Annotated in this window: 23 protein-coding genes and 3 pseudogenes; 20 read left to right on the top strand and 6 right to left on the bottom strand. The window is 40.2% G+C overall.

Going from position 1 to position 20,133, the window contains the following annotated elements; genetic code table 11:
- Nucleotides 1–885: a metallophosphoesterase gene (locus tag FNL97_RS12585; protein ID WP_143415887.1), complete on the bottom strand. Its 885-nt coding sequence runs from the start codon at nt 883–885 to the stop codon at nt 1–3.
- 147 nt (nt 886–1,032) lie between these two features.
- Between FNL97_RS12585 and fadH the strand changes: the two genes are divergently transcribed.
- From fadH to FNL97_RS18905, 10 genes and pseudogenes are all read left to right on the top strand, one after another.
- Nucleotides 1,033–1,797 carry a 2,4-dienoyl-CoA reductase gene (fadH, locus tag FNL97_RS12580; protein WP_015863281.1) on the top strand — a complete coding sequence of 255 codons (765 nt, stop codon included), beginning with the start codon at nt 1,033–1,035 and terminating at the stop codon, nt 1,795–1,797.
- Nucleotides 1,798–2,111: 314 nt separating this feature from the next.
- Entirely contained in the window at nt 2,112–3,329 is a 1,218-nt protein-coding gene (locus FNL97_RS12575; RefSeq protein ID WP_015863282.1) for an EAL domain-containing protein, read from the top strand.
- Nucleotides 3,330–3,382: 53 nt separating this feature from the next.
- Nucleotides 3,383–3,616: a hypothetical protein gene (locus FNL97_RS12570; RefSeq protein ID WP_143415886.1), complete on the top strand. Its 234-nt coding sequence runs from the start codon at nt 3,383–3,385 to the stop codon at nt 3,614–3,616.
- Nucleotides 3,617–3,880: 264 nt separating this feature from the next.
- Nucleotides 3,881–4,087, top strand: a complete 207-nt coding sequence (gene abbA, locus FNL97_RS12565) for an antirepressor AbbA (RefSeq protein WP_143415885.1) — start codon at nt 3,881–3,883, stop codon at nt 4,085–4,087.
- 109 nt (nt 4,088–4,196) lie between these two features.
- A complete protein-coding gene (gene cbpB / locus FNL97_RS12560; protein WP_015863285.1) occupies nt 4,197–4,661 on the top strand; it encodes a cyclic-di-AMP-binding protein CbpB in 465 nt (154 codons plus the stop codon).
- 378 nt (nt 4,662–5,039) lie between these two features.
- Entirely contained in the window at nt 5,040–5,750 is a 711-nt protein-coding gene (gene dapD / locus FNL97_RS12555) for a 2,3,4,5-tetrahydropyridine-2,6-dicarboxylate N-acetyltransferase (protein WP_143415884.1), read from the top strand.
- 65 nt (nt 5,751–5,815) lie between these two features.
- Nucleotides 5,816–6,946 (top strand): N-acetyldiaminopimelate deacetylase, encoded by a 1,131-nt coding sequence (locus FNL97_RS12550; protein WP_015863287.1) that lies wholly within the window; start codon nt 5,816–5,818, stop codon nt 6,944–6,946.
- Nucleotides 6,947–7,005: 59 nt separating this feature from the next.
- Nucleotides 7,006–7,248 carry a YkuS family protein gene (locus FNL97_RS12545; RefSeq protein WP_062753549.1) on the top strand — a complete coding sequence of 81 codons (243 nt, stop codon included), beginning with the start codon at nt 7,006–7,008 and terminating at the stop codon, nt 7,246–7,248.
- Nucleotides 7,249–7,321: 73 nt separating this feature from the next.
- Nucleotides 7,322–7,420 (top strand): annotated as a pseudogene (locus FNL97_RS18910) (TlpA family protein disulfide reductase); the annotation flags it as partial.
- Between the two features lie 73 nt (nt 7,421–7,493).
- Nucleotides 7,494–7,643: pseudogene (locus tag FNL97_RS18905) on the top strand (TlpA family protein disulfide reductase); the annotation flags it as partial.
- Nucleotides 7,644–7,733: 90 nt separating this feature from the next.
- Here the strand turns inward: FNL97_RS18905 and rnjA are convergent.
- Entirely contained in the window at nt 7,734–9,401 is a 1,668-nt protein-coding gene (gene rnjA, locus FNL97_RS12535; protein WP_062678304.1) for a ribonuclease J1, read from the bottom strand.
- Between the two features lie 2 nt (nt 9,402–9,403).
- Nucleotides 9,404–9,613 (bottom strand): DNA-dependent RNA polymerase subunit epsilon, encoded by a 210-nt coding sequence (locus FNL97_RS12530; RefSeq protein WP_015863290.1) that lies wholly within the window; start codon nt 9,611–9,613, stop codon nt 9,404–9,406.
- Nucleotides 9,614–10,105: 492 nt separating this feature from the next.
- On the opposite strand from FNL97_RS12530, the gene FNL97_RS12525 reads away from it, so the two are divergent.
- Nucleotides 10,106–10,882 carry a Cof-type HAD-IIB family hydrolase gene (locus FNL97_RS12525; protein ID WP_062678303.1) on the top strand — a complete coding sequence of 259 codons (777 nt, stop codon included), beginning with the start codon at nt 10,106–10,108 and terminating at the stop codon, nt 10,880–10,882.
- Nucleotides 10,883–10,921: 39 nt separating this feature from the next.
- Here FNL97_RS12525 and def read toward each other — a convergent pair whose 3' ends face one another.
- A complete protein-coding gene (gene def / locus FNL97_RS12520) occupies nt 10,922–11,476 on the bottom strand; it encodes a peptide deformylase (protein ID WP_015863292.1) in 555 nt (184 codons plus the stop codon).
- 110 nt (nt 11,477–11,586) lie between these two features.
- On the opposite strand from def, the gene FNL97_RS12515 reads away from it, so the two are divergent.
- The 5 genes from FNL97_RS12515 to lpdA all read left to right on the top strand — a co-directional run bounded on the left by FNL97_RS12515 (nt 11,587) and on the right by lpdA (nt 17,534).
- The gene (locus FNL97_RS12515) at nt 11,587–12,222 is read left to right on the top strand and encodes a YkyA family protein (protein WP_015863293.1); all 636 of its coding nucleotides are present in this window, start codon (nt 11,587–11,589) and stop codon (nt 12,220–12,222) included.
- A gap of 401 nt (nt 12,223–12,623) precedes the next feature.
- The gene (gene pdhA / locus FNL97_RS12510) at nt 12,624–13,739 is read left to right on the top strand and encodes a pyruvate dehydrogenase (acetyl-transferring) E1 component subunit alpha (protein WP_015863294.1); all 1,116 of its coding nucleotides are present in this window, start codon (nt 12,624–12,626) and stop codon (nt 13,737–13,739) included.
- 3 nt (nt 13,740–13,742) lie between these two features.
- Nucleotides 13,743–14,720, top strand: coding sequence for a pyruvate dehydrogenase complex E1 component subunit beta (gene pdhB / locus FNL97_RS12505; protein WP_015863295.1), 978 nt, complete (start codon nt 13,743–13,745; stop codon nt 14,718–14,720).
- Nucleotides 14,721–14,802: 82 nt separating this feature from the next.
- A complete protein-coding gene (locus tag FNL97_RS12500; protein ID WP_062678301.1) occupies nt 14,803–16,116 on the top strand; it encodes a dihydrolipoamide acetyltransferase family protein in 1,314 nt (437 codons plus the stop codon).
- Between the two features lie 5 nt (nt 16,117–16,121).
- Entirely contained in the window at nt 16,122–17,534 is a 1,413-nt protein-coding gene (lpdA, locus tag FNL97_RS12495) for a dihydrolipoyl dehydrogenase (protein ID WP_143415883.1), read from the top strand.
- A 47-nt stretch (nt 17,535–17,581) separates the two neighbouring features.
- On the opposite strand, the gene FNL97_RS12490 is transcribed toward lpdA, so the two are convergent.
- A complete protein-coding gene (locus tag FNL97_RS12490; RefSeq protein WP_143415882.1) occupies nt 17,582–18,181 on the bottom strand; it encodes a hypothetical protein in 600 nt (199 codons plus the stop codon).
- Between the two features lie 143 nt (nt 18,182–18,324).
- On the opposite strand from FNL97_RS12490, the gene FNL97_RS18025 reads away from it, so the two are divergent.
- The 3 genes and pseudogenes from FNL97_RS18025 (at nt 18,325) to FNL97_RS12480 (ending at nt 19,113) form a co-directional block, all read left to right on the top strand.
- Nucleotides 18,325–18,498: a hypothetical protein gene (locus tag FNL97_RS18025; RefSeq protein WP_015863298.1), complete on the top strand. Its 174-nt coding sequence runs from the start codon at nt 18,325–18,327 to the stop codon at nt 18,496–18,498.
- Between the two features lie 50 nt (nt 18,499–18,548).
- Nucleotides 18,549–18,773: pseudogene (locus FNL97_RS12485) on the top strand (transposase); the annotation flags it as partial.
- A 97-nt stretch (nt 18,774–18,870) separates the two neighbouring features.
- The gene (locus FNL97_RS12480) at nt 18,871–19,113 is read left to right on the top strand and encodes a hypothetical protein (RefSeq protein ID WP_015863299.1); all 243 of its coding nucleotides are present in this window, start codon (nt 18,871–18,873) and stop codon (nt 19,111–19,113) included.
- 145 nt (nt 19,114–19,258) lie between these two features.
- On the opposite strand, the gene FNL97_RS12475 is transcribed toward FNL97_RS12480, so the two are convergent.
- Nucleotides 19,259–19,684: a DUF1885 family protein gene (locus tag FNL97_RS12475; RefSeq protein WP_062678299.1), complete on the bottom strand. Its 426-nt coding sequence runs from the start codon at nt 19,682–19,684 to the stop codon at nt 19,259–19,261.
- 126 nt (nt 19,685–19,810) lie between these two features.
- On the opposite strand from FNL97_RS12475, the gene FNL97_RS12470 reads away from it, so the two are divergent.
- On the top strand, nt 19,811–20,113 hold the full coding sequence (locus FNL97_RS12470) for a DUF3055 domain-containing protein (protein ID WP_015863301.1): 303 nt from the start codon (nt 19,811–19,813) through the stop codon (nt 20,111–20,113).
- Nucleotides 20,114–20,133 lie beyond the last annotated feature (20 nt).

The following is a 20,133-nucleotide window of genomic DNA, read 5'->3' as shown; positions in this document are numbered from 1 at the left end:
TTATAAACCGTCCTGTTGTTTTTCTAATGCTTGGTGTTGCAATGTAAAGACAGTCAATTCGGGCGGTGAAAGAAATCGGAGTGGTATTCTTGTTGTTCCAAGTCCACGGTTTACATATAGTGTTAAATGATGAATTTGATAAAATCCTTCATAATATGTTTCTGAAAGCGGCGGAGTGATAAGCGGTCCGATGAAAGGAAGCTGGACTTGCCCGCCATGACTATGTCCTGATAGCTGTAGATGAACTGGATGACGGCTCATTTGCATGGCACCATCCGGTTCATGCAGCAACGCGATGGTATAAGTCGAATCAGGAATGGATTTTACCATTTCAGAAAAATTTGGTTTACCGAGCATCATATCATCTACGCCGGCAATGGCGATGAAACTTTCGTTTTGTCGCTTAATGAGAACATGTTCATTGACAAGCATTTGAAATCCCGACTTTTCCATAATATGGCGGTATATATCTGTTCCATACCCACCGTGATCGTGGTTTCCGTAAATACTAAATTTTCCAAGTGGAGCACGAATGCGAGAAAGCTCGTTGGCAACTGCATCAATGTGTGGGTATTTGTTTGGCTTATCTAATAAATCTCCTGTAAACAACACGATATCTGGCTGCAATTCGTTAATTTTTTCGATTGTATAACGAAAGCGATTTAACCCGTAATAATGACCTAAATGAACGTCGCTAAACTGCAAAAGTTTCGTTCCAGTAAACTCTTTCGGAATAAGCGGGTGAGAAATAATATGATGGGTAACCGTTAATTTTGCTGGTTCAATAAAACGAGCGTAACCATAACTGAATGATGTTGCCAAAATTCCCCCAATGCCGGTGATCATCAATTTTTTTAAAAATGTTCGCCGATTCATCCGTTTCATAATGTGCCGTCCTTTCACAATAGCTTTATTATAATGGAAAAAAGAAAAAGAGGACAATAGGGCAAAAATAATGTTAGAAAATTTAGTATATTTATAGTAAGATGGAAATGAATGAGTAATCAGTCATTTTTACAAAGGGGGAGAAATATGAACGGCAAAGTAATCATTATTACTGGTGGTTCGAGCGGGATGGGAAAATATATGGCAAAACGGTTTGTGGCAGAAGGTGCGAATGTCGTTATTACGGGAAGACGGCTTGAAGCATTAGAAGAAGCGAAAAAAGAAATCGAATCTCCAAATGGAAAAGTTCTTCCGATTCAAATGGATGTACGTGATCCCGAATTAGTCGCTGAAATGGTAAAACGCACGGATGCGGAATTTGGCAAAATTGATGCACTCATTAACAATGCTGCTGGCAATTTTATTTGTCCGGCGGAGAAGCTATCGATTAATGGTTGGAATAGTGTGATTAATATCGTATTAAACGGTACATTTTACTGTAGCCGTGAGGTCGGAAATTATTGGATTAATAACGGTCAAAAAGGTTCCATTATCAATATAGTCGCTACATATGCTTGGAGAGCTGGTGCAGGTGTTATCCATTCCGCGTGTGCGAAAGCGGGAGTGTTGGCGATGACGAGGACGCTTGCGGTAGAATGGGGACGAAAATACGGGTTCCGCGTCAATGCGATCGCACCTGGGCCAATTGAGCGGACAGGAGGTGCGGAACGGCTTTGGGAATCAGAAGAAGCGGAAAGAAGAACCATTGAAAGTGTTCCATTAGGACGTCTCGGTACACCGGAAGAAATTGCTGCCCTTGCCGCATTTCTTCTTTCTGATGATGCCGCTTACATTAATGGAGAATGTATTACAATGGATGGCGGACAATGGCTCAACCAGCATCCATTTTAAAAAACGTAATATGTATGAGCGGTTTCCTAATATTAGGAAACCGCTCATGTTTTTATCAGATCGGTGCCATTTCATTCGACGCCATCTTTCCAAACCGATGAAAAACCTATCTACCATGGAAGTTTTTCAATATGAACCTCTCTCACCTACATTCCATTTAAGGCGGAGTTTTTTATCTTTATAAAAAAACTCCCAATTCTTCTTCCTCTTTGCTTCATTTCGAGGGGGAAGAAAAATGTTAAAAAAAGATATCGAAGGGAGCACGTATGATATAATATGACAAAGATGGTGTGTGTATAAAAGAGGTGAGCAAGATGGATGCATTAGATGTAATGGCGAATTTGCAGCGTGTCTTTCCATACTATCAAGCGATTTTTAGTGCAGATGAACATTGTGTGATTGGATATGAAGTGCTGGGAAGATACCAATCGGAAACAGGAGTTATAAGTCTCGGCCCATTTTTTCACGATGAAACAATACCGGAAGAGTTCCGTTTAGAAGTAGATGAAGTAGTGACAAAAAAAGCGCTTGATTATTTTCTTTCCCTCGACGACTATACACCGCTGATTTTTTTAAATCGTGATGCAAATTTATTAATGCTTGACCGTGCTGAGTCATTTTTGCAGCTTCTTCTTCAATATGAAACACGAGGATTGTCATTAGAGCGCATTGTGCTGGAAATTAATGAGCATCATTATAAAGGAGATTTGCAACAATTAAGCCATTTATTAACATATATTCGTACATATGGAATTAAAGTGGCGGTAGACAATATCGGCGAACATAGCAGCAATTTAGAGAGAATCGGGTTATTGTCGCCTGATATTTTGAAAATTGATTTGCGCCAATTGCGGACAACTTCCATGTATCAAGCGTATCAAGATGTGATTTATTCCATTTCGCTGCTCGCTCGTAAAATTGGGGCAACGCTTTTATATGAAGATATTGAAACGTCGTTTCAATTGCAATATGCGTGGCGAAACGGAGGGCGTTATTACCAAGGGTATTATTTGGCGAAACCATCTGCCGAGCTAGTGCCGCGTGATATGTTGAAAGAGCGTCTGCGTCAAGAATGTCATCATTTTATTCAACAAGAAAAGAAAAAATTAGAAACGCTCTATCATATTTCTGAACAGTTTCAGCAGCGATTGACAACACTTTTAGCAAAATATAAGAAAGTATCTAATTTTAATGAACTTATTTCGCTTCTAGCTAATGAGCTAAACGATGTTTGTTTCCGCATTTATGTTTGTGATGAAGACGGATTTCAACAGTCGGCGAATATGTTTAAGCGCAATGACTGCTGGGAATTGCAGCCGCAATATTACATGAAAAATTGGAGTTGGCGGCCATACTTTTTAGAGAATATTATTCGGATGCGTTCACGTAAACGCGGGATTCTTTCCGATTTATATGCAGATATCGAAACAGGGGAAACGATTCGTACGTATTCGTATCCAATTGACGATCGGCACTATTTATTTATCGATTTATCATATAGCTATTTATTTGAGCATGATGCTCATTATTAAAATGGTATAAAATTCTTTTCCTCGTGGCAAAGTAAGCATGAGGTGAAGAAACAATGGCACAGTTGACGTTTGCATTATCGATCATTGTTATTTTAATTGCTGTTATTGCGGGCGTATACACATATCGTCTTGGTCGACAGCAAAAATGGCAGGAAGAATTAGATGCTCCTGTCCCGGAGAAGGTGCAAGAACATCCATATTTGTTTAACCCGGTTTTTTTGGCATATGTTTTGCCTGGCTTATTAGCTGTGGTTGTGATTGTTTATTTAGCATTACGTTATTATTGATGAGTCAAAATGGGCAGTCCTATTGGGGAGTGCTCTCTTTTTTTTTATGTTTATGATGCTGGCTGATTGGTTTTACCCAGGCAGTAAGGAGATATTAAAAAAGAGTGGTCAACATCAAAACGTGCTTTGTTATGTATCCATATACGTCGCGTAATATGAAGAAAGTCTTCACGGTTTGAGAAGGCTTTTTTCTTAATATAATAAGACTTTTTTCCGTTTTCGCTGAATATATATCTCATTGAGTTGCCAAAGGGAGGATGGAAAATGGGAAAACAATTACTGAAAACATTATCATATGAAGAGCAAATACTGCTCCTAGATATTTTGTTTACGCAACAATACGCATTGGATCTTGTTAGTTGTGAACTTGCTGATATAGAAAATGGAGAAAAGCAAGTGGACGAAAAACAGTATCAACAACTTTTACGTTTATACGATCGGCTTCTTCAAGAAACATATGACTTTACGTAGTACTATCGCTTCAAAATAAGCGATAGTTATTTTTTAAGTAAGAAGACTACATTAAAATATGATAAACTGAAGAAGGGAAAACGCTAAAAAGAGAAAGGCGGAAATAGGTATGACAAGTTTGGGGAACAATGGATTGGCACATATGACAGTTGCGCAATTTCTGATCCCTTCGGATAAAGTAGCGCACGTTCAACTCGGAAACTATTTAGACCATGCATTATTAGTATTGACGAAAACCGGTTATTCCGCTATTCCTGTATTGGATACTTCATATAAACTTCATGGATTAATTAGTATGACAATGATTATGGACGCGATTTTAGGGTTGGAGCGCATTGAATTTGAACGGTTGGAAACGATGAAAGTGGAGGAAGTGATGAATAAAGATATTCCTCGCCTTTTATTGGATGATGATGTTTTGAAAGGAATTGAAGTTATTGTGAATCACCCGTTTGTTTGCGTTGAAAATAAAGATGGGTATTTTGAAGGAATTTTTACAAGACGAGAAGTATTAAAGCGATTAAATAAACAGCTGCGGCAACTTAATGATTACCATAAATCATATGAAAAATAAGCTGCGCAAGAAGAAGGACCGTAATGGCATGCAATAAATTAGCAGTTGCTTTCGCTTTATTTTTTTGCGCGGCTCTTGCTATAAGCTCGTAAAGCTGGCAGCTTCCGCAAATACAAGCCCTCTATATAAATAAGTTAAACTTGAAAATTCTACTTCTTGTGATCCATTTTTTCGACTGCACTTATGCGTGACGAAGGCAAGTCAATGACTTGCCTTCGTCAGTCGAAAAATCTCTTGATAAAAAGCGCAAAGAACCAAATATCAAGTTGCATTTATATAAAAAGTGCTGCAAGATTTCATTTTATGAATTTATGCTTGTCACCATCATCTTTGTTTTGCTAAAGTAAGAAAATAAGAGCACAAAAGGAGGATGATGTCATGAAAATGATGGATGCGAATGAAATTATTTCTTTTATTCAAAACAGCAAAAAGTCAACACCTGTTAAAGTATACATAAAGGGAAACCTTGAAGGAATCGATTTTGGTCCAAGCGCGAAAACGTTTATTACTGGAAATACTGGTGTTGTTTTTGGGGAATGGCAAGAAATTCAAGCGGCGTTGGAAGCCAATAAAGAAAAAATTGAGGACTATGTCATTGAAAATGATCGCCGCAATTCCGCGATTCCGCTTCTTGATTTGAAAGGAGTAAAAGCGCGCATTGAGCCAGGCGCCATTATTCGTGATCAAGTCGAAATTGGCGATAATGCGGTTATTATGATGGGTGCTGTCATTAATATCGGTGCCGTCGTCGGTGAAGGAACGATGATTGATATGAACGCAGTGCTCGGCGGCCGCGCAACGGTCGGAAAGAATTGCCATGTTGGCGCTGGCGCTGTTTTAGCAGGTGTGATTGAGCCGCCTTCCGCTAAACCAGTGATCGTTGAAGACGATGTAGTGATTGGCGCAAATGCCGTTATTTTAGAAGGCGTTACGGTCGGCAAAGGCGCGGTCGTGGCCGCTGGCGCTATTGTCGTTGAAGATGTGCCGCCGTATACGGTTGTTGCTGGTGTGCCGGCGCGCGTGATTAAGCAAATTGATGAAAAAACAAGAGCAAAAACAGAAATTAAACAAGAACTTCGCCAGTTATAAACATAGCCAAACACAAAAGCTGTCCCATCTTTGGGCCAGCTCTTTTTTCAATGGAGGAGATAGAGATGTCATCAATCAGTCCGTTTGTGGCGATTCGCCGCGATTTGCATAAAATTCCCGAGTTAGGGTTCCAAGAATTTAAGACGCAGCAATATTTATTGCGTTACATTCATGCGTTGCCGCAAGAACGGCTGGAAATCCAAACGTGGAAAACCGGGATTTTTGTAAAAGTAAAAGGAACAGCTCCGCGAAAAATGATCGGCTACCGCACTGATATCGACGGCCTGCCGATTAAAGAGGAAACGGGATTGCCATACAGCTCGGAGCATGAAGGAAACATGCATGCGTGCGGGCACGATGTACATATGAGCATCGCGCTTGGGCTGCTTACGCATTTTGCCGAGCATCCTATCCAAGATGACTTACTATTTATTTTCCAGCCGGCAGAGGAAGGGCCAGGCGGTGCGAAACCAATGCTTGAAAGTGAGATTATGAAAGTATGGAAGCCGGATATGATACTTGCTTTACATATCGCCCCGGAATATCCGGTTGGCACGATTGCGACGAAAGAAGGATTGCTGTTTGCCAATACGTCGGAACTGTTTATTGATTTGAAAGGAAAAGGCGGGCATGCCGCATTTCCGCACTTGGCGAACGATATGGTTGTTGCTGCCTGCTCGCTTGTTACGCAGCTTCAGTCTATCGTTGCGCGTAATGTCGATCCGCTTGACAGTGCTGTTATTACAATTGGAAAAATTTCAGGCGGTACAGTACAAAATGTGATTGCAGAGCATGCGCGCTTGGAAGGAACGATTCGCACATTGTCGGTGGATTCGATGAAAAAAGTGAAAGAGCGGATTGAAGCGATGGTCAGTGGAATAAAAATGGCGTATCAATGCGAGGCGGAAATTGACTACGGTTCCATGTACCATCAAGTTTATAATGATCCGGAGTTAACGACGGAATTTATACAGTTTGCTGAAAATTATCAGGGGATTCGATTCATTCGCTGCAAAGAAGCGATGACCGGAGAAGACTTTGGGTATATGCTTGCAGAAATCCCAGGATTTATGTTTTGGCTTGGCGTCGATTCTCCCTATGGGTTGCATCATGCGAAGTTGACTCCAAACGAAGCGGCAATTGATCAGGGGATTTCGTTTTTAATATCGTACATTACGTGGAAAGGAAACAATTAATTTATTGTATAGTTCCACCTTCCTTAAGGCACATTATGTGTATGAGGAGGTGGATTGCTATGCCGAAAATTGGTGTAGAACATTCGTTAACAAGCGTACAAGAAGCATTAAAAGCGAAAGGATACGAAGTCATCCCGCTTCGAGGGGAAAATGATGCAAAGGGCTGTGATTGCTGCGTAATTACTGGCCAAGATGCTAATGTCATGGGCATTCAAAATACGGTTACAGCTGGCCCTGTGATCGAAGCGAGTGGTCTAACTGCAGAAGAAATTTGTCAAAAGGTTGAAGAAAAATTACGCTAATGGCTGACGGGCTGTCCGTACCAACAGCCCGTTTTTTGTCGATGAGAATGAAAAGATAGCAACTGGTTCGAGCAAAGATAAACTCAATGTTGTTTCGGTTCATATGCCACGTTCGGAAAATGATTTAGACATAGAACTTGTCAAAAAAGTAGCGGAAGAACACGGCATTACTGTCCATGTGAAGGTATGGAAGAAGCTCTATAGTACACAAGAACCCCGTGGCTTTAGCCATCGGGAGGTTCAGAGATGCATTTGAAAATCAATATGTTCCAGCTTATTATGTATTTGATGCCGAAGGAAAACTTCGCCATTTCCAAGCTGGCGGAAGCGGCATGAAATTGTTAGAAAAGCGTGTGAACCGTGTATTAGAAGAAAAAGAAAAAGCACAACAATAATGGAGAAAGAGGAACGAAAGCACGATGATTTCGTTCCTTTTTTTATTGCATTAAAACAGCTGTTCCGGAATAAGGGAACAGCTGTTTTAATTATATTTCCATAATGATTGGCAAAATCATCGGTCTTCGTTTTGTTTTTTCGTATAAGAACGGAGCAAGTGTATCCGAAATTTCATTTTTAATTTCCGACCATTGATTGGTTTTGCGCTCGAGCACTTTTTCAAGATGTTTCGTAATGAGCGTTTGTGCATCGTTGATTAAATCACTAGATTCACGCATGTAGACAAATCCACGCGAAATAATATCTGGACCAGCCGCGATTTTAAAATCTTTCATATTAATGCTTACAACAACGATGACAAGACCTTCTTCTGACAAAATGCGGCGGTCACGCAAGACGATGTTGCCGATGTCGCCGACGCCGCTGCCATCAATATAAACAGAACCGGACGGAATTTTGCCAACGATGCGAGCGTCCTTTTCACTTAGTCCAAGCACTTCACCATTATCCATGATAAAGCAATTTTCTTCTGGCACTCCACAATCGATCGCTAGCTTTGCATGCATTTTTTGCATGCGGTATTCTCCGTGAATCGGCATGAAATATTTCGGTTTCATCAAGCGAATCATTAATTTTTGTTCTTCTTGTCCACCGTGTCCAGATGTGTGAATATCGTTTAGCGGACCATGAATGACTTCGGCGCCAGCGCGATAAAGCATATTAATCGTTCGATTTACACTTACCGTATTGCCCGGAATTGGGGAAGAAGAAAATACGACCGTATCGCCAGGAATAATTTGAATCTGCCGATGGGTGCCATTGGCGATGCGCGATAATGCTGCCATTGGCTCACCTTGGCTGCCGGTACATAAAATTGTCACGCGATTGGCAGGAAGGCGGTTAATTTCGTTTGCATCCACAAAAGTATCTTTAGGGCATTTAATGTAACCGAGCTCTTGTCCGATTTCAATCGCCGCCTCCATGCTTCTTCCGAATACAGCAATTTTTCGGTTGTTCATCACGGCTGCTTCCGTTACTTGCTGCAGCCGATGAATGTTGGAGGCAAATGTCGCAAAAATAATCCGTCCTTGCACTTTCCGGAAAATATCATGTATGCTTTCCCCAACGCGACGTTCAGACATGGTGAAGTGTGGAATTTCACTATTCGTGCTGTCGGAAAGTAGACAAAGGACCCCTTTTTTGCCGATTTCCGCCATTTTTGTTAAGTTTGCAGGCTCGCCAACCGGAGTGAAGTCGAACTTAAAATCTCCTGTGTGAACAATTTGCCCGACAGGAGTTTTGACAACAATTCCATAACTGTCAGGAATGCTGTGAGTTGTTCGAAAGAATGTCACCGCTGTTTTTTGAAAGCGAATGACATCGTCTTCGCGAATTTCAATAAGTTTTGCTTGGCGAAGAAGTCCATGTTCTTCAAGCTTGTTGCGGATTAACCCCAACGCTAATTTTCCGCCGTAGATTGGAATATTTACTTGCTTTAGCAAGTATGGAATTCCGCCAATATGATCCTCATGCCCGTGAGTAATAAACAGTCCTTTTACTTTCTCTGCGTTTTTTACTAAATACGTGTAATCGGGAATGACATAATCAATTCCGAGCAGCTCATCTTCAGGAAATTTAATTCCTGCGTCGATAACAATAATTTCATCTTGAAATTGTACACCATATGTATTTTTCCCGATTTCACCTAATCCGCCAAGGGCAAATACGCCAACTTGATGATCATTTAAAAATTTCATACTCAAATCTCCAATACTTTAAAATCTGGATTTTTCTTTTCATATTCTAAATGAGCGCCCTCTAACGGCTGAATATACTCAATATTCATGGTGTGTCCTTGCAATTTTTGGCGTACTTCCCGTTCCGATTCCGCTTCAATATATAGCGTTTTTGTTTTTTCTCTCACAGGCACTTCATCGGGATTTTCTTGGTAAAACACTTTAAAAATCATTCTAAAACCTCTCCTTATGAACGATTATTTCTTTAACTTTTTTATTATATATAAAATAAGGGCAGTTTTCATGTTTTTTCATTCATAACATAAAATAAAGCGGGAAAAGTATAGAGGAAAGCATTGGCTTTTACTATCTTTGACGAATTTCAACCTTTTCATTCGCTTGTTTTTTTAGAAAGAAGCCCTTCATGAAGGAAGGGCTCTTATCGTAAACGGTTAGGCAATCGATTTTTTCCGGAGTAGATCTTTCCATTGTTGAAGAAGCTTTTTTTTCAGCTTTTTCAACATTTTCATCACTCCTTACTTCTTATTGTACTCATTTCTTGGTGAAAGTAAATGTTCTTCCTATATTATATTATATGTTAACAAAGGCTTGTTTTTCGTGGATAAAAGTGGAATGGAGCCGAGAAGTAATTTGACATTTTCGGTTTTTTTCAGTACGGTAAAGGATGAAGAAAAACAAGATATTTGCATTAAGGGGAAGAGACTGTGAAAAAGAAAATAGTATTTTTTGATATTGATGGAACGCTACTTGATGAACAAAAAAATCTTCCTGTTTCGACAGTAAGAGCGGTTCAAGAGTTGAAAAAAGCTGGTGTTTATGTAGCGATTGCCACGGGAAGAGCGCCATTTATGTTTGCCAATTTGCGAAAGCAGCTAGGAATTGATTCTTTTGTCAGTTTTAACGGCCAATACGTAGTATTTGAAGGGAATGTCATTTATAAACATCCACTTCATCGGCAAAAATTGCATGAGCTAAAGGAAGAAGCGCATAGAAATGGTCATCCGCTCGTTTTTATGAATGTGAATGAAATGAAAGCAAGCATGGAAGATCATCCATATATTCACGACAGTATGGGGAGCTTGAAATTTCCTCATCCTCCGTTTGATCCGATTTATTACGAAAATGAGGACATTTATCAAGCGCTCTTATTTTGCAAAGCGGAAGAAGAACAAATGTATGTAAAAGCATATCCGGAATTTCGTTTTGTCCGTTGGCATAATGTGTCAACTGATGTGCTGCCAGTAGGAGGGTCGAAAGCTGAAGGAATTCGGCGAATGATCGAGAAACTCGACATTGCGAAAGAAGATGTATACGCGTTTGGAGATGGGTTGAACGATATAGAAATGTTGAAGTTTGTTGGAACTGGTGTTGCGATGGGCAATGCGCACGAAGAAGCAAAAAAAGTGGCCGACTTCGTTACGAAATCGGTCGGAGAGGAAGGAATATTATACGGATTAAAGCAGCTTGAATTAATTAAATAAGGGGCATATCCCGGTGCGGGATATAGCCCTTCTTTTCATTTATCGTTCGATAGGGATCGCGTTGTCAGGTACTTTAAACGGATTTTTTGGATCAATATGATCATAAAACATGATGCCGTTTAAGTGGTCGATTTCGTGTTGAAATACAATGGCAGGCAACCCTTTTAACCGAAGTGTTACTTCTTTACCTTCAAGCGTTGTCCCTGTTACGGTAATGCGGGCATAGCGCGGCACATATCCTGGAACGTTCCGATCGACAGATAAACATCCTTCTCCGCTCGTTAAATAACATTGCTGAACAGAATGGCTCACAATTTTTGGATTAAATAACGCATAGCTATATAAAGTACCTTTTTCATCCGTTACATGGACGGCAATCATTCGTTTTGATACATTAATTTGTGGAGCTGCCAGCCCAATTCCCGGGCGTAATCCATATTTTTCAGCAAGCTCAGGGTTTTGGCTCATTTTTACATAATCAAGAAGGCTTTGTAAAACTTGTTTGTCTTCTTCTGATGGAGGAAGAGAAACAGGTTCAGCCACTTTTCGTAGCGTTGGATGCCCTTCTTTAATAATATCTTTCATGGTAATCATCGTGTTTTCACTCCTCGCATGACATTGATGTCTAAAATTAAGTCTAACAAAAATTCATTTTGAACGTAAACAAAAATGAAAATGGATGTGCTCGAAAGGAAGGAGAAACGTTGTTCAAAGCAATAAAGCGGTGTATTTGGTTAATCGTGGTGTTATTTTTGTTTACTAGCTGCAATGAACTTGCCAACGAGGAAGTTTTATCAGCTTTTCAAAAGATAGGCAAGTATGAAAACAGTGTAGTCGAGCAACAAGAAAAACTGAGCGGATTAGAACAAAAACAAAACCAGTTGTATGATCGTATTATGTCGTATGGGATAAAGCGGTTTACAAAGGTGGTGCAATTATCGAAAGAATCATTGGAGCTAATAGAAGAACGGGACAAACATATTGAAAAAGAATATAAAGCGATTCAATCAGCAAAACAACAAATAAATACGATCAAGAAAAATATTGACCAACTTCGTGATGAAAATATAAGAAGACAAGTAAACCGTTTAGTAAACATTGCGGAGAAACGTTATGAAACATATGGAAATTTGTATCTTCATTATAAAGAATTGCTTTCATTGGAAAAAGAGCTTTATACTTTATTACAAAATAAATATGTGACACCGGAACAGTTACAACAACAAATTAATCGTATAAATGAACAATATAAAGAATTGGTTAGTATAAACGATCAGTTTAATGAATATACGGAAAAATATAATAAAGAAAAGAAGCGATTATATAACGTGTGGAAATAAATGTTTGTTGCGATAGGAGGCTATATTTTCATAGCCTTTTTTATTTTATGAAAAAAATATAAAACAGATATAATACAGATTAAAATGTTGTAATATAACAGGATTTGTGCAGTTGTTTTTTATACTAAAAATATCCATTTGTCATTGAAAAAATACCGCTAAATCAAAGTGATTGACGTCTAGGTAAAGAAGGTGTAAACTTAAACATGTAGATGGAATTGTACTAATAAAAATGATCAAGTGATTAATACAGGTATTCTAACGACATTTTTTCCGTTTATGCCGTGGAACAAAGGTTACCGCTTTTTATTTATTCATGATTTTGGGTAAATTAATGCTGTATGGACCAATGTTATGAGTTGACTTTATTTTTTAAATTATGAAAGGTAGAGGTGGATCAAATGGGTGCAAAAAAATCCCAATTTAAGTTTAATTTTAAGGAACAGCTTGAAAAAATTGAGGAACAATTTCCGACATTTCAAATTTTAAATGAAGAAGGGGAAGTAGTAAACGAAGCGGCAATGCCGGACTTAAGCGATGATCAACTAAAAGAATTGATGCGCCGCATGGTATACACACGCGTTCTTGACCAACGTTCTATTTCATTAAACCGCCAAGGGCGTTTAGGCTTTTACGCACCAACGGCAGGGCAAGAAGCGAGCCAAATTGCGAGCCATTTTGCGTTAGAGAAAGAAGATTTCATTTTGCCTGGATACCGTGATGTTCCGCAACTTATTTGGCACGGACTTCCGCTTTATCAAGCGTTTTTATTCTCACGTGGGCACTTCCACGGCAACCAAATTCCGGAAGGGGTAAACGCATTGCCGCCACAAATTATTATCGGTGCCCAATACATTCAAGCAGCAGGTGTTGCTTTAGGATTGAAAAAACGCGGCAAAAAGGCAGTAGCAATTACATACACAGGTGACGGCGGTACATCGCAAGGAGATTTCTACGAAGGAATCAACTTTGCTGGAGCATTTAAAGCACCGGCGATTTTCGTTGTCCAAAACAACCGCTTTGCTATTTCTACTCCTGTTGAAAAACAAACAGTAGCGAAAACACTTGCTCAAAAAGCGGTGGCGGCTGGAATTCCTGGCATTCAAGTTGACGGTATGGACCCATTAGCTGTATATGTAGCTGTACGTGCTGCTCGCGAGCGTGCGATTAACGGCGAAGGTCCAACGCTTATTGAAACTTTATGTTTCCGTTACGGTCCGCATACGATGTCAGGAGACGATCCTACTCGTTATCGCACGAAAGAATTGGAAAATGAATGGGAGAAAAAAGACCCGCTTGTTCGTTTCCGTAAGTTTTTAGAAAACAAAGGCTTATGGAGTGAAGAAGAAGAAAACAAAGTGATTGAACAAGCAAAAGAAGAAATTAAAGAGGCGATTAAAAAAGCGGACGAAACACCAAAACAAAAAGTAACCGATTTGATTAGCATCATGTATGAAGAGTTGCCATTTAACTTGAAAGAACAGTATGAAATTTACAAAGAGAAGGAGTCGAAGTAAGCCATGGCGCAAATGACAATGATTCAAGCAATCACGGATGCGTTGCGCATCGAACTAAAAAATGATCCAAATGTATTAATATTTGGGGAAGACGTTGGAGTAAACGGCGGCGTATTCCGGGCAACAGAAGGATTGCAAGCTGAGTTTGGGGAAGACCGCGTTTTCGATACACCTCTTGCCGAATCGGGAATTGGCGGTCTTGCCATCGGGTTGGCGTTGCAAGGATTCCGTCCTGTTCCAGAAATTCAATTCTTTGGTTTTGTATATGAAGTAATGGATGCCATTTGCGGTCAAATGGCGCGTATCCGCTACCGCACTGGCGGTCGTTATAATGTCCCGATTACGATTCGCTCACCATTTGGCGGCGGCGTGCATACACCGGAATTGCACTCTGATAGCTTAGAAGGCTTAGTTGCGCAACAACCTGGGTTAAAAGTAGTCATTCCTTCTACTCCTTATGATGCGAAGGGATTGCTTATTTCTGCGATCCGTGACAACGATCCAGTTATTTTCTTAGAGCACCTGAAGCTGTATCGTTCGTTCCGCCAAGAAGTACCAGAAGGAGAATATACGATTCCAATCGGTAAAGCAGATATTAAACGCGAAGGAAAAGATATCACGATTATCGCTTATGGTGCAATGGTGCACGAATCGTTAAAAGCAGCTGCTGAATTAGAAAAAGAAGGCATCTCCGCAGAAGTGGTTGACCTGCGGACTGTTCAACCATTAGATATTGAAACAATCATTGGTTCTGTAGAAAAAACAGGACGTGCGATCGTTGTACAAGAAGCACAAAGACAAGCAGGAATTGCTGCAAACGTTGTAGCAGAAATTAATGAACGTGCGATTTTAAGCTTAGAAGCTCCTGTATTGCGCGTTGCTGCTCCGGATACGGTATATCCGTTCTCACAAGCGGAGTCGGTATGGTTGCCTAACTTCAAAGATGTCATTGAAACAGCGAAAAAAGTCATTAACTTCTAAACATTAGGTGAGAGGAAGGGGAAATTGCCTTCTTCCTCTTTTCCCATACTTTTTTGAAAAGACAATAGGAGGTCGACAAACAGTGGCATTTGAATTTAAGTTGCCGGATATCGGTGAAGGTATTCATGAAGGGGAAATCGTCAAATGGTTTGTCAAACCTGGCGATGAAGTAAATGAAGATGATGTATTGTGTGAAGTGCAAAACGATAAAGCGGTTGTAGAAATCCCATCCCCTGTGAAAGGTAAAGTATTAGAAATTTTAGTAGAAGAAGGAACGGTTGCAACGGTTGGCCAAACGTTAATCACATTAGATGCGCCTGGATATGAGAATATGGCGTTTAAAGGCCAAGAACAAGATGAGCCAAAACAGCAGGAAAAACCGCAAGAAGTGTCGAAAGAAGAAAAGAGCGAAGCGGCAGCTAAACAAGCAGAACCGGCTAAGCAGCAGGAAGTGGATCCAAACCGTCGCGTGATCGCAATGCCTTCCGTGCGCAAATATGCCCGTGAAAAAGGGGTCGATATCCGTCTTGTTCAAGGTACAGGAAAAAATGGCCGCGTCCTAAAGAGCGATATCGATGCGTTCCTTGCTGGTGGCACGGCAGTCGAGCAAAAAGAAGAAGCACCTGCAGCGAAAGCAGAAGAAAAAGCAGCGGCAGCTACTGCGGCACAACAACCAGTTGTGCTTGAAGGAGAATTCCCGGAAACTCGCGAGAAAATGAGCGGTATCCGTCGCGCGATTGCCAAAGCGATGGTCAATTCGAAACATACAGCACCACACGTTACATTAATGGACGAAGTAGATGTGACAAAACTGGTAGCGCATCGCAAAAAGTTCAAAGAAATCGCAGCGGAAAAAGGAATCAAGCTTACTTTCTTACCGTATGTTGTAAAAGCTTTAACATCGGCGTTGCGTGAGTTTCCAGTTTTAAATACATCGATTGATGATGAAACGGAAGAAGTGATTCATAAACATTACTACAACATTGGTATTGCTGCTGATACAGACAGAGGATTGCTCGTTCCTGTTATTAAACATGCGGACCGCAAGCCGATCTTTGCCCTTGCCAAAGAGATTAATGAGCTTGCAGCAAAAGCACGTGAAGGAAAATTGGCTCCACATGAAATGAAAGGTGCTTCTTGCACGATTACGAATATCGGTTCTGCCGGCGGCCAATGGTTTACTCCGGTCATTAATCATCCAGAAGTAGCTATTCTTGGCATTGGACGCATTTCCGAAAAACCAATTGTCCGCGACGGTGAAATAGTTGTTGCTCCAGTATTAGCATTATCATTAAGCTTTGACCACCGCATGATTGACGGTGCAACAGCGCAAAAAGCATTAAATCACATTAAACGTCTATTAAATGACCCAGAATTATTATTAATGGAGGCGTAAAAACGATGGTAGTTGGCGATTTTGCAATTGAAACGGATACGCTTGTCGTTGGAGCGGGTCCTGGTGGTTATGTAGCAGCTATTCGTGCTGCACAGTTAGGGCAAAAAGTAACGATTGTTGAAAAAGGAAATCTTGGCGGAGTATGCTTAAATGTCGGATGTATTCCATCTAAAGCGCTCATCTCCGCAAGCCATCGCTATATTGAAGCGAAATATTCAGAAGACATCGGAATTAAAGCAGAAAACGTAACCGTTGATTTTTCTAAAGTGCAACAATGGAAAGCAAGCGTCGTGAAAAAATTAACGAGCGGCGTGGAAGGATTGCTAAAAGGAAACAAAGTCGAAATCGTACGCGGAGAAGCGTATTTTGTTGATGCGAATACGGTGCGTGTTATCAATGGTGATAGCGCGCAAACATATACGTTTAAAAACGCAATTATTGCAACAGGCTCTCGTCCGATTGAACTTCCTGGCTTTAAATTTTCCAATCGCGTGCTTGATTCCACAGGCGCGCTCAGTCTGCAGGAAGTTCCAAAATCGCTTGTCGTTATTGGCGGCGGTTATATCGGAACAGAATTAGGAACAGCGTATGCTAACTTTGGAACAAAAGTAACCATCATTGAAGGAGCAGATGAAATTTTATCTGGTTTCGAAAAACAAATGACGGCAATTGTTAAACGCCGCTTAGAGAAAAAAGGGGTAGAAATCTTTACTAACGCTCTTGCTAAGGGAGTCGAAGAGCGCGAAGACGGTGTGACAGTAACCTTTGAAGTAAAAGGCGAAACGAAAACAATTGATGCAGACTATGTGCTTGTGACGGTCGGACGCCGTCCGAACACGGATGAGCTTGGCTTAGAACAAATCGGCATTAAATTGACAGACCGCGGCTTAATTGAAATTGACAAACAATGCCGGACAAGCGTTCCAAACATTTATGCCATCGGTGATATCGTCCAAGGTCCACCGCTTGCCCATAAAGCATCATATGAAGGAAAAATCGCCGCCGAAGCGATTGCCGGAAAACCGTCTGAAATCGATTATTTAGCTATTCCGGCAGTGGTCTTCTCCGAGCCTGAATGCGCATCTGTCGGTTATTTTGAGCAACAGGCGAAAGATGAAGGCATCGATGTAGTAACGGCGAAATTCCCATTTGCGGCTAACGGTCGTGCCCTTTCGTTGAATGACACAGACGGCTTTATGAAACTTGTCGTTCGCAAAGAAGATGGCGTTGTGATCGGAGCGCAAATCGTTGGTCCAAACGCTTCTGACATGATCGCAGAGCTTGGTCTTGCGATTGAAGCAGGAATGACTGCGGAAGATATCGCTTTGACGATTCATGCTCACCCAACATTGGGTGAAATAGCGATGGAAGCTGCGGAAGTTGCCCTCGGCACTCCAATCCATATTATTAGTAAATAAAATGGCAAAAAAGAGGATGTCTAATTTAGACATCCTCTTTTAGTAAACTATTCAGTACAAGCAGAAACAATGGAAGCAATTCCAAAGAAACTCAATAAAGCATCTTTTAAATCTGGGGCAACATTAGAAGCGGCGGCATTCACTGCTCGTTCCCAAGCAACAGTCCGAGAATACTTTAGTTTTCTGTAGTTTTGATAGTAATTGATAGCGGTAGAGACAAATTTTGCTGTTCCTCCAAGAGCTTTTAATGCTGACTTAACTTTTAGAATTTTGGATGGTGCCCAAGCTAACGAGACAAGCGCAACTCCTACAGCAGAAATACATCCGATGACTCCCTGTATACGGAATTCTCCTTGGTTTGTTTGGTTGTATTGATATTCTATTGCTGACAAGACAGCCGGGTCATCAATAGTTTCTTTGTACCAGTTAATAATGGCATCAGTTCCTTCTAAAACAACTGATTCAGGAATTTGCTCAATGATGGATAATGTTTGTTGGTGATCATCTAATCCCGGCAATTCTTCTTCAATCCACTCTTCCACGTAATTTTCTTCTGCTTGCGCTTGGGCAATTCCTGCACCACCCAAAGTGGATAGAACTAATACAAAGGATAAGAGGAACGATAAATAACTTTTTGTTTTGTTCATTGAAATCACCTCCCTTTATTTGGTTAAAAAGTAATTATATATATTTAATATCAGAATTTATCAATTTTTTTCAACATTTTTAATTAATATTTTCAAAATTTTTCTAATTGATATAATAAATTAAAAAAGAAAGGAAGAGTGGGATGAAAAAAACAATTAAACAAAAATATAAAGATATTTTGTTGGTCATTTTCTTTCTTGTTTGGTTGTTTAACGTGTTTGTTGAGAATGAACGGGTTACTGTTACGGCTAATGTCATTGCAATAGTTTTGATTTCATTTGTAAGTTTTATAAAGTATTACGCTAAAGAAAATTAAGAAGGTTATTGGTGTTTTCTGAATAGAAAAATTTTACTGTCAGACCATTGCAGTGGATTTGCGCTAAAGGGGAACGGCTGGTGTTTGTGTATAAACGGAAGGAAACGATCGGCAACGGGTACGTCATCGTCAAACGGACGTATCGTTGTACAGCATGTGCCGGATGCCCGTTTCAAGCAGCATGTGCCAAAGGCAAAGACACGAAAACCATCCGCGTTTCCTTGAAAAATCAACAACAACGGCAAGAAATCCGGAAACGGCTGTCCACGGAAGATCTATTTTTTATAAACTCGTCTTCTTGTCCAATGAATGGATAATATTTTCCTTTGGTGGCTCATATTGTTATGGTAAAGAAGATGCGGGGGATGACGGATGAAAGAATATGTCACGTTTTTGTTGCAAATGATCATTTGGAGCAGCTTTTCGCTTATTGAATGGCTATCAGGACGCGACCGACCGTTTTTTAAAGGGATGATGCTTTGTGTATTTTTATATATCGCGTTTTTATTGGCCCGAAAAATCGGTTTACGCACCCGAAAAGCATTGTGGACAACGACGTTGACAGCAGCAATGTATTTTACTTGTCAACATTTTGTGTGGGAGGCGCTTCAATAGGGGGGAAATAAAAAACGACAGCTGTGTACCACCGTTTTTTAAAAACGTTAGCTAGGTGCCAACGTTTAAAAAAACGATAGCTTAGTGCCACCGTTTTAAAAAACGATAGCTTAGTGCTACCGTTTTAAAAAACGATAGCCTAGTGCTACCGTTTGTAATAATACATAATTCTGCCGTTGAATAGGTGAAGTTCCCCTTCCAATTTTTTCGCTAGAAACTTACAAAATTCGTTTGCTTTCCCTTTATCTCCGTGTGTTGCCCCATTTGGCAATGTAATTTGAATAAATGATTCTTCAGTTTCACCATTATTTGTTTCATTATTTGATCCAACACCGACGATAATCGTCCGATAACGGTGCCCGTCACCTTTTAAATAAAACCACTTTCCTTTTCCTTCATCTGTTTCTATAAGCTGATAAGGAAATGCAGCTTGTTGATACGCCCATCCAAGCTGTTCACCTGTTTTTTTCATCATATCTTGATAATATTGAAACAATTGTTTTACTTCTTCTAATGTGACCGCTTTCTGTTTGGATGCTGGGACAAGCTTTATGTATGCATGTGCTGCCAATGCCATCACCTCTATTGTTAACATCCCATTTTTTTCTATTGTATCATTTTTACGTAAGAGATGCTATTGATTTTAACATATTTTAGAATTATAATAATATTCAGTATATTTATAAGGGGGGATTTTATGAATTTATTTGAAAGGCTATATGATGAGTATGAGAAAGTAAAAGTTCGGTTTGTTGGATTTACGTCAAAGGATATTCGCTATGATTTTGGGATTGTGTATACGAATATGTTTTTTGGCAAACCTCTTGTTATTTGCATGCAAACAGGCCGCTCCACTCTCCTCGATCCAAAAGATGTAGAAAACCACGAGTATTTGCAAAAAATTTTCCGCATCGATACGAAAGAGCAAGCTGCTGATTTAGCGGAGTTCTTCTCAGTTGTCCTTCCATTCTCATCGGTTCATCCTGAATATGAGTATTAATAAGCGAGTATGGTTACTCG

This window comes from Geobacillus sp. E263 (assembly GCF_007197795.1).
GTDB classification, from domain to species: Bacteria; Bacillota; Bacilli; order Bacillales; family Anoxybacillaceae; genus Parageobacillus_B; species Parageobacillus_B toebii.
The sequence above is the reverse complement of the archived record's forward strand: the minus strand, read 5'-3'. Positions and strand labels throughout refer to the sequence as shown.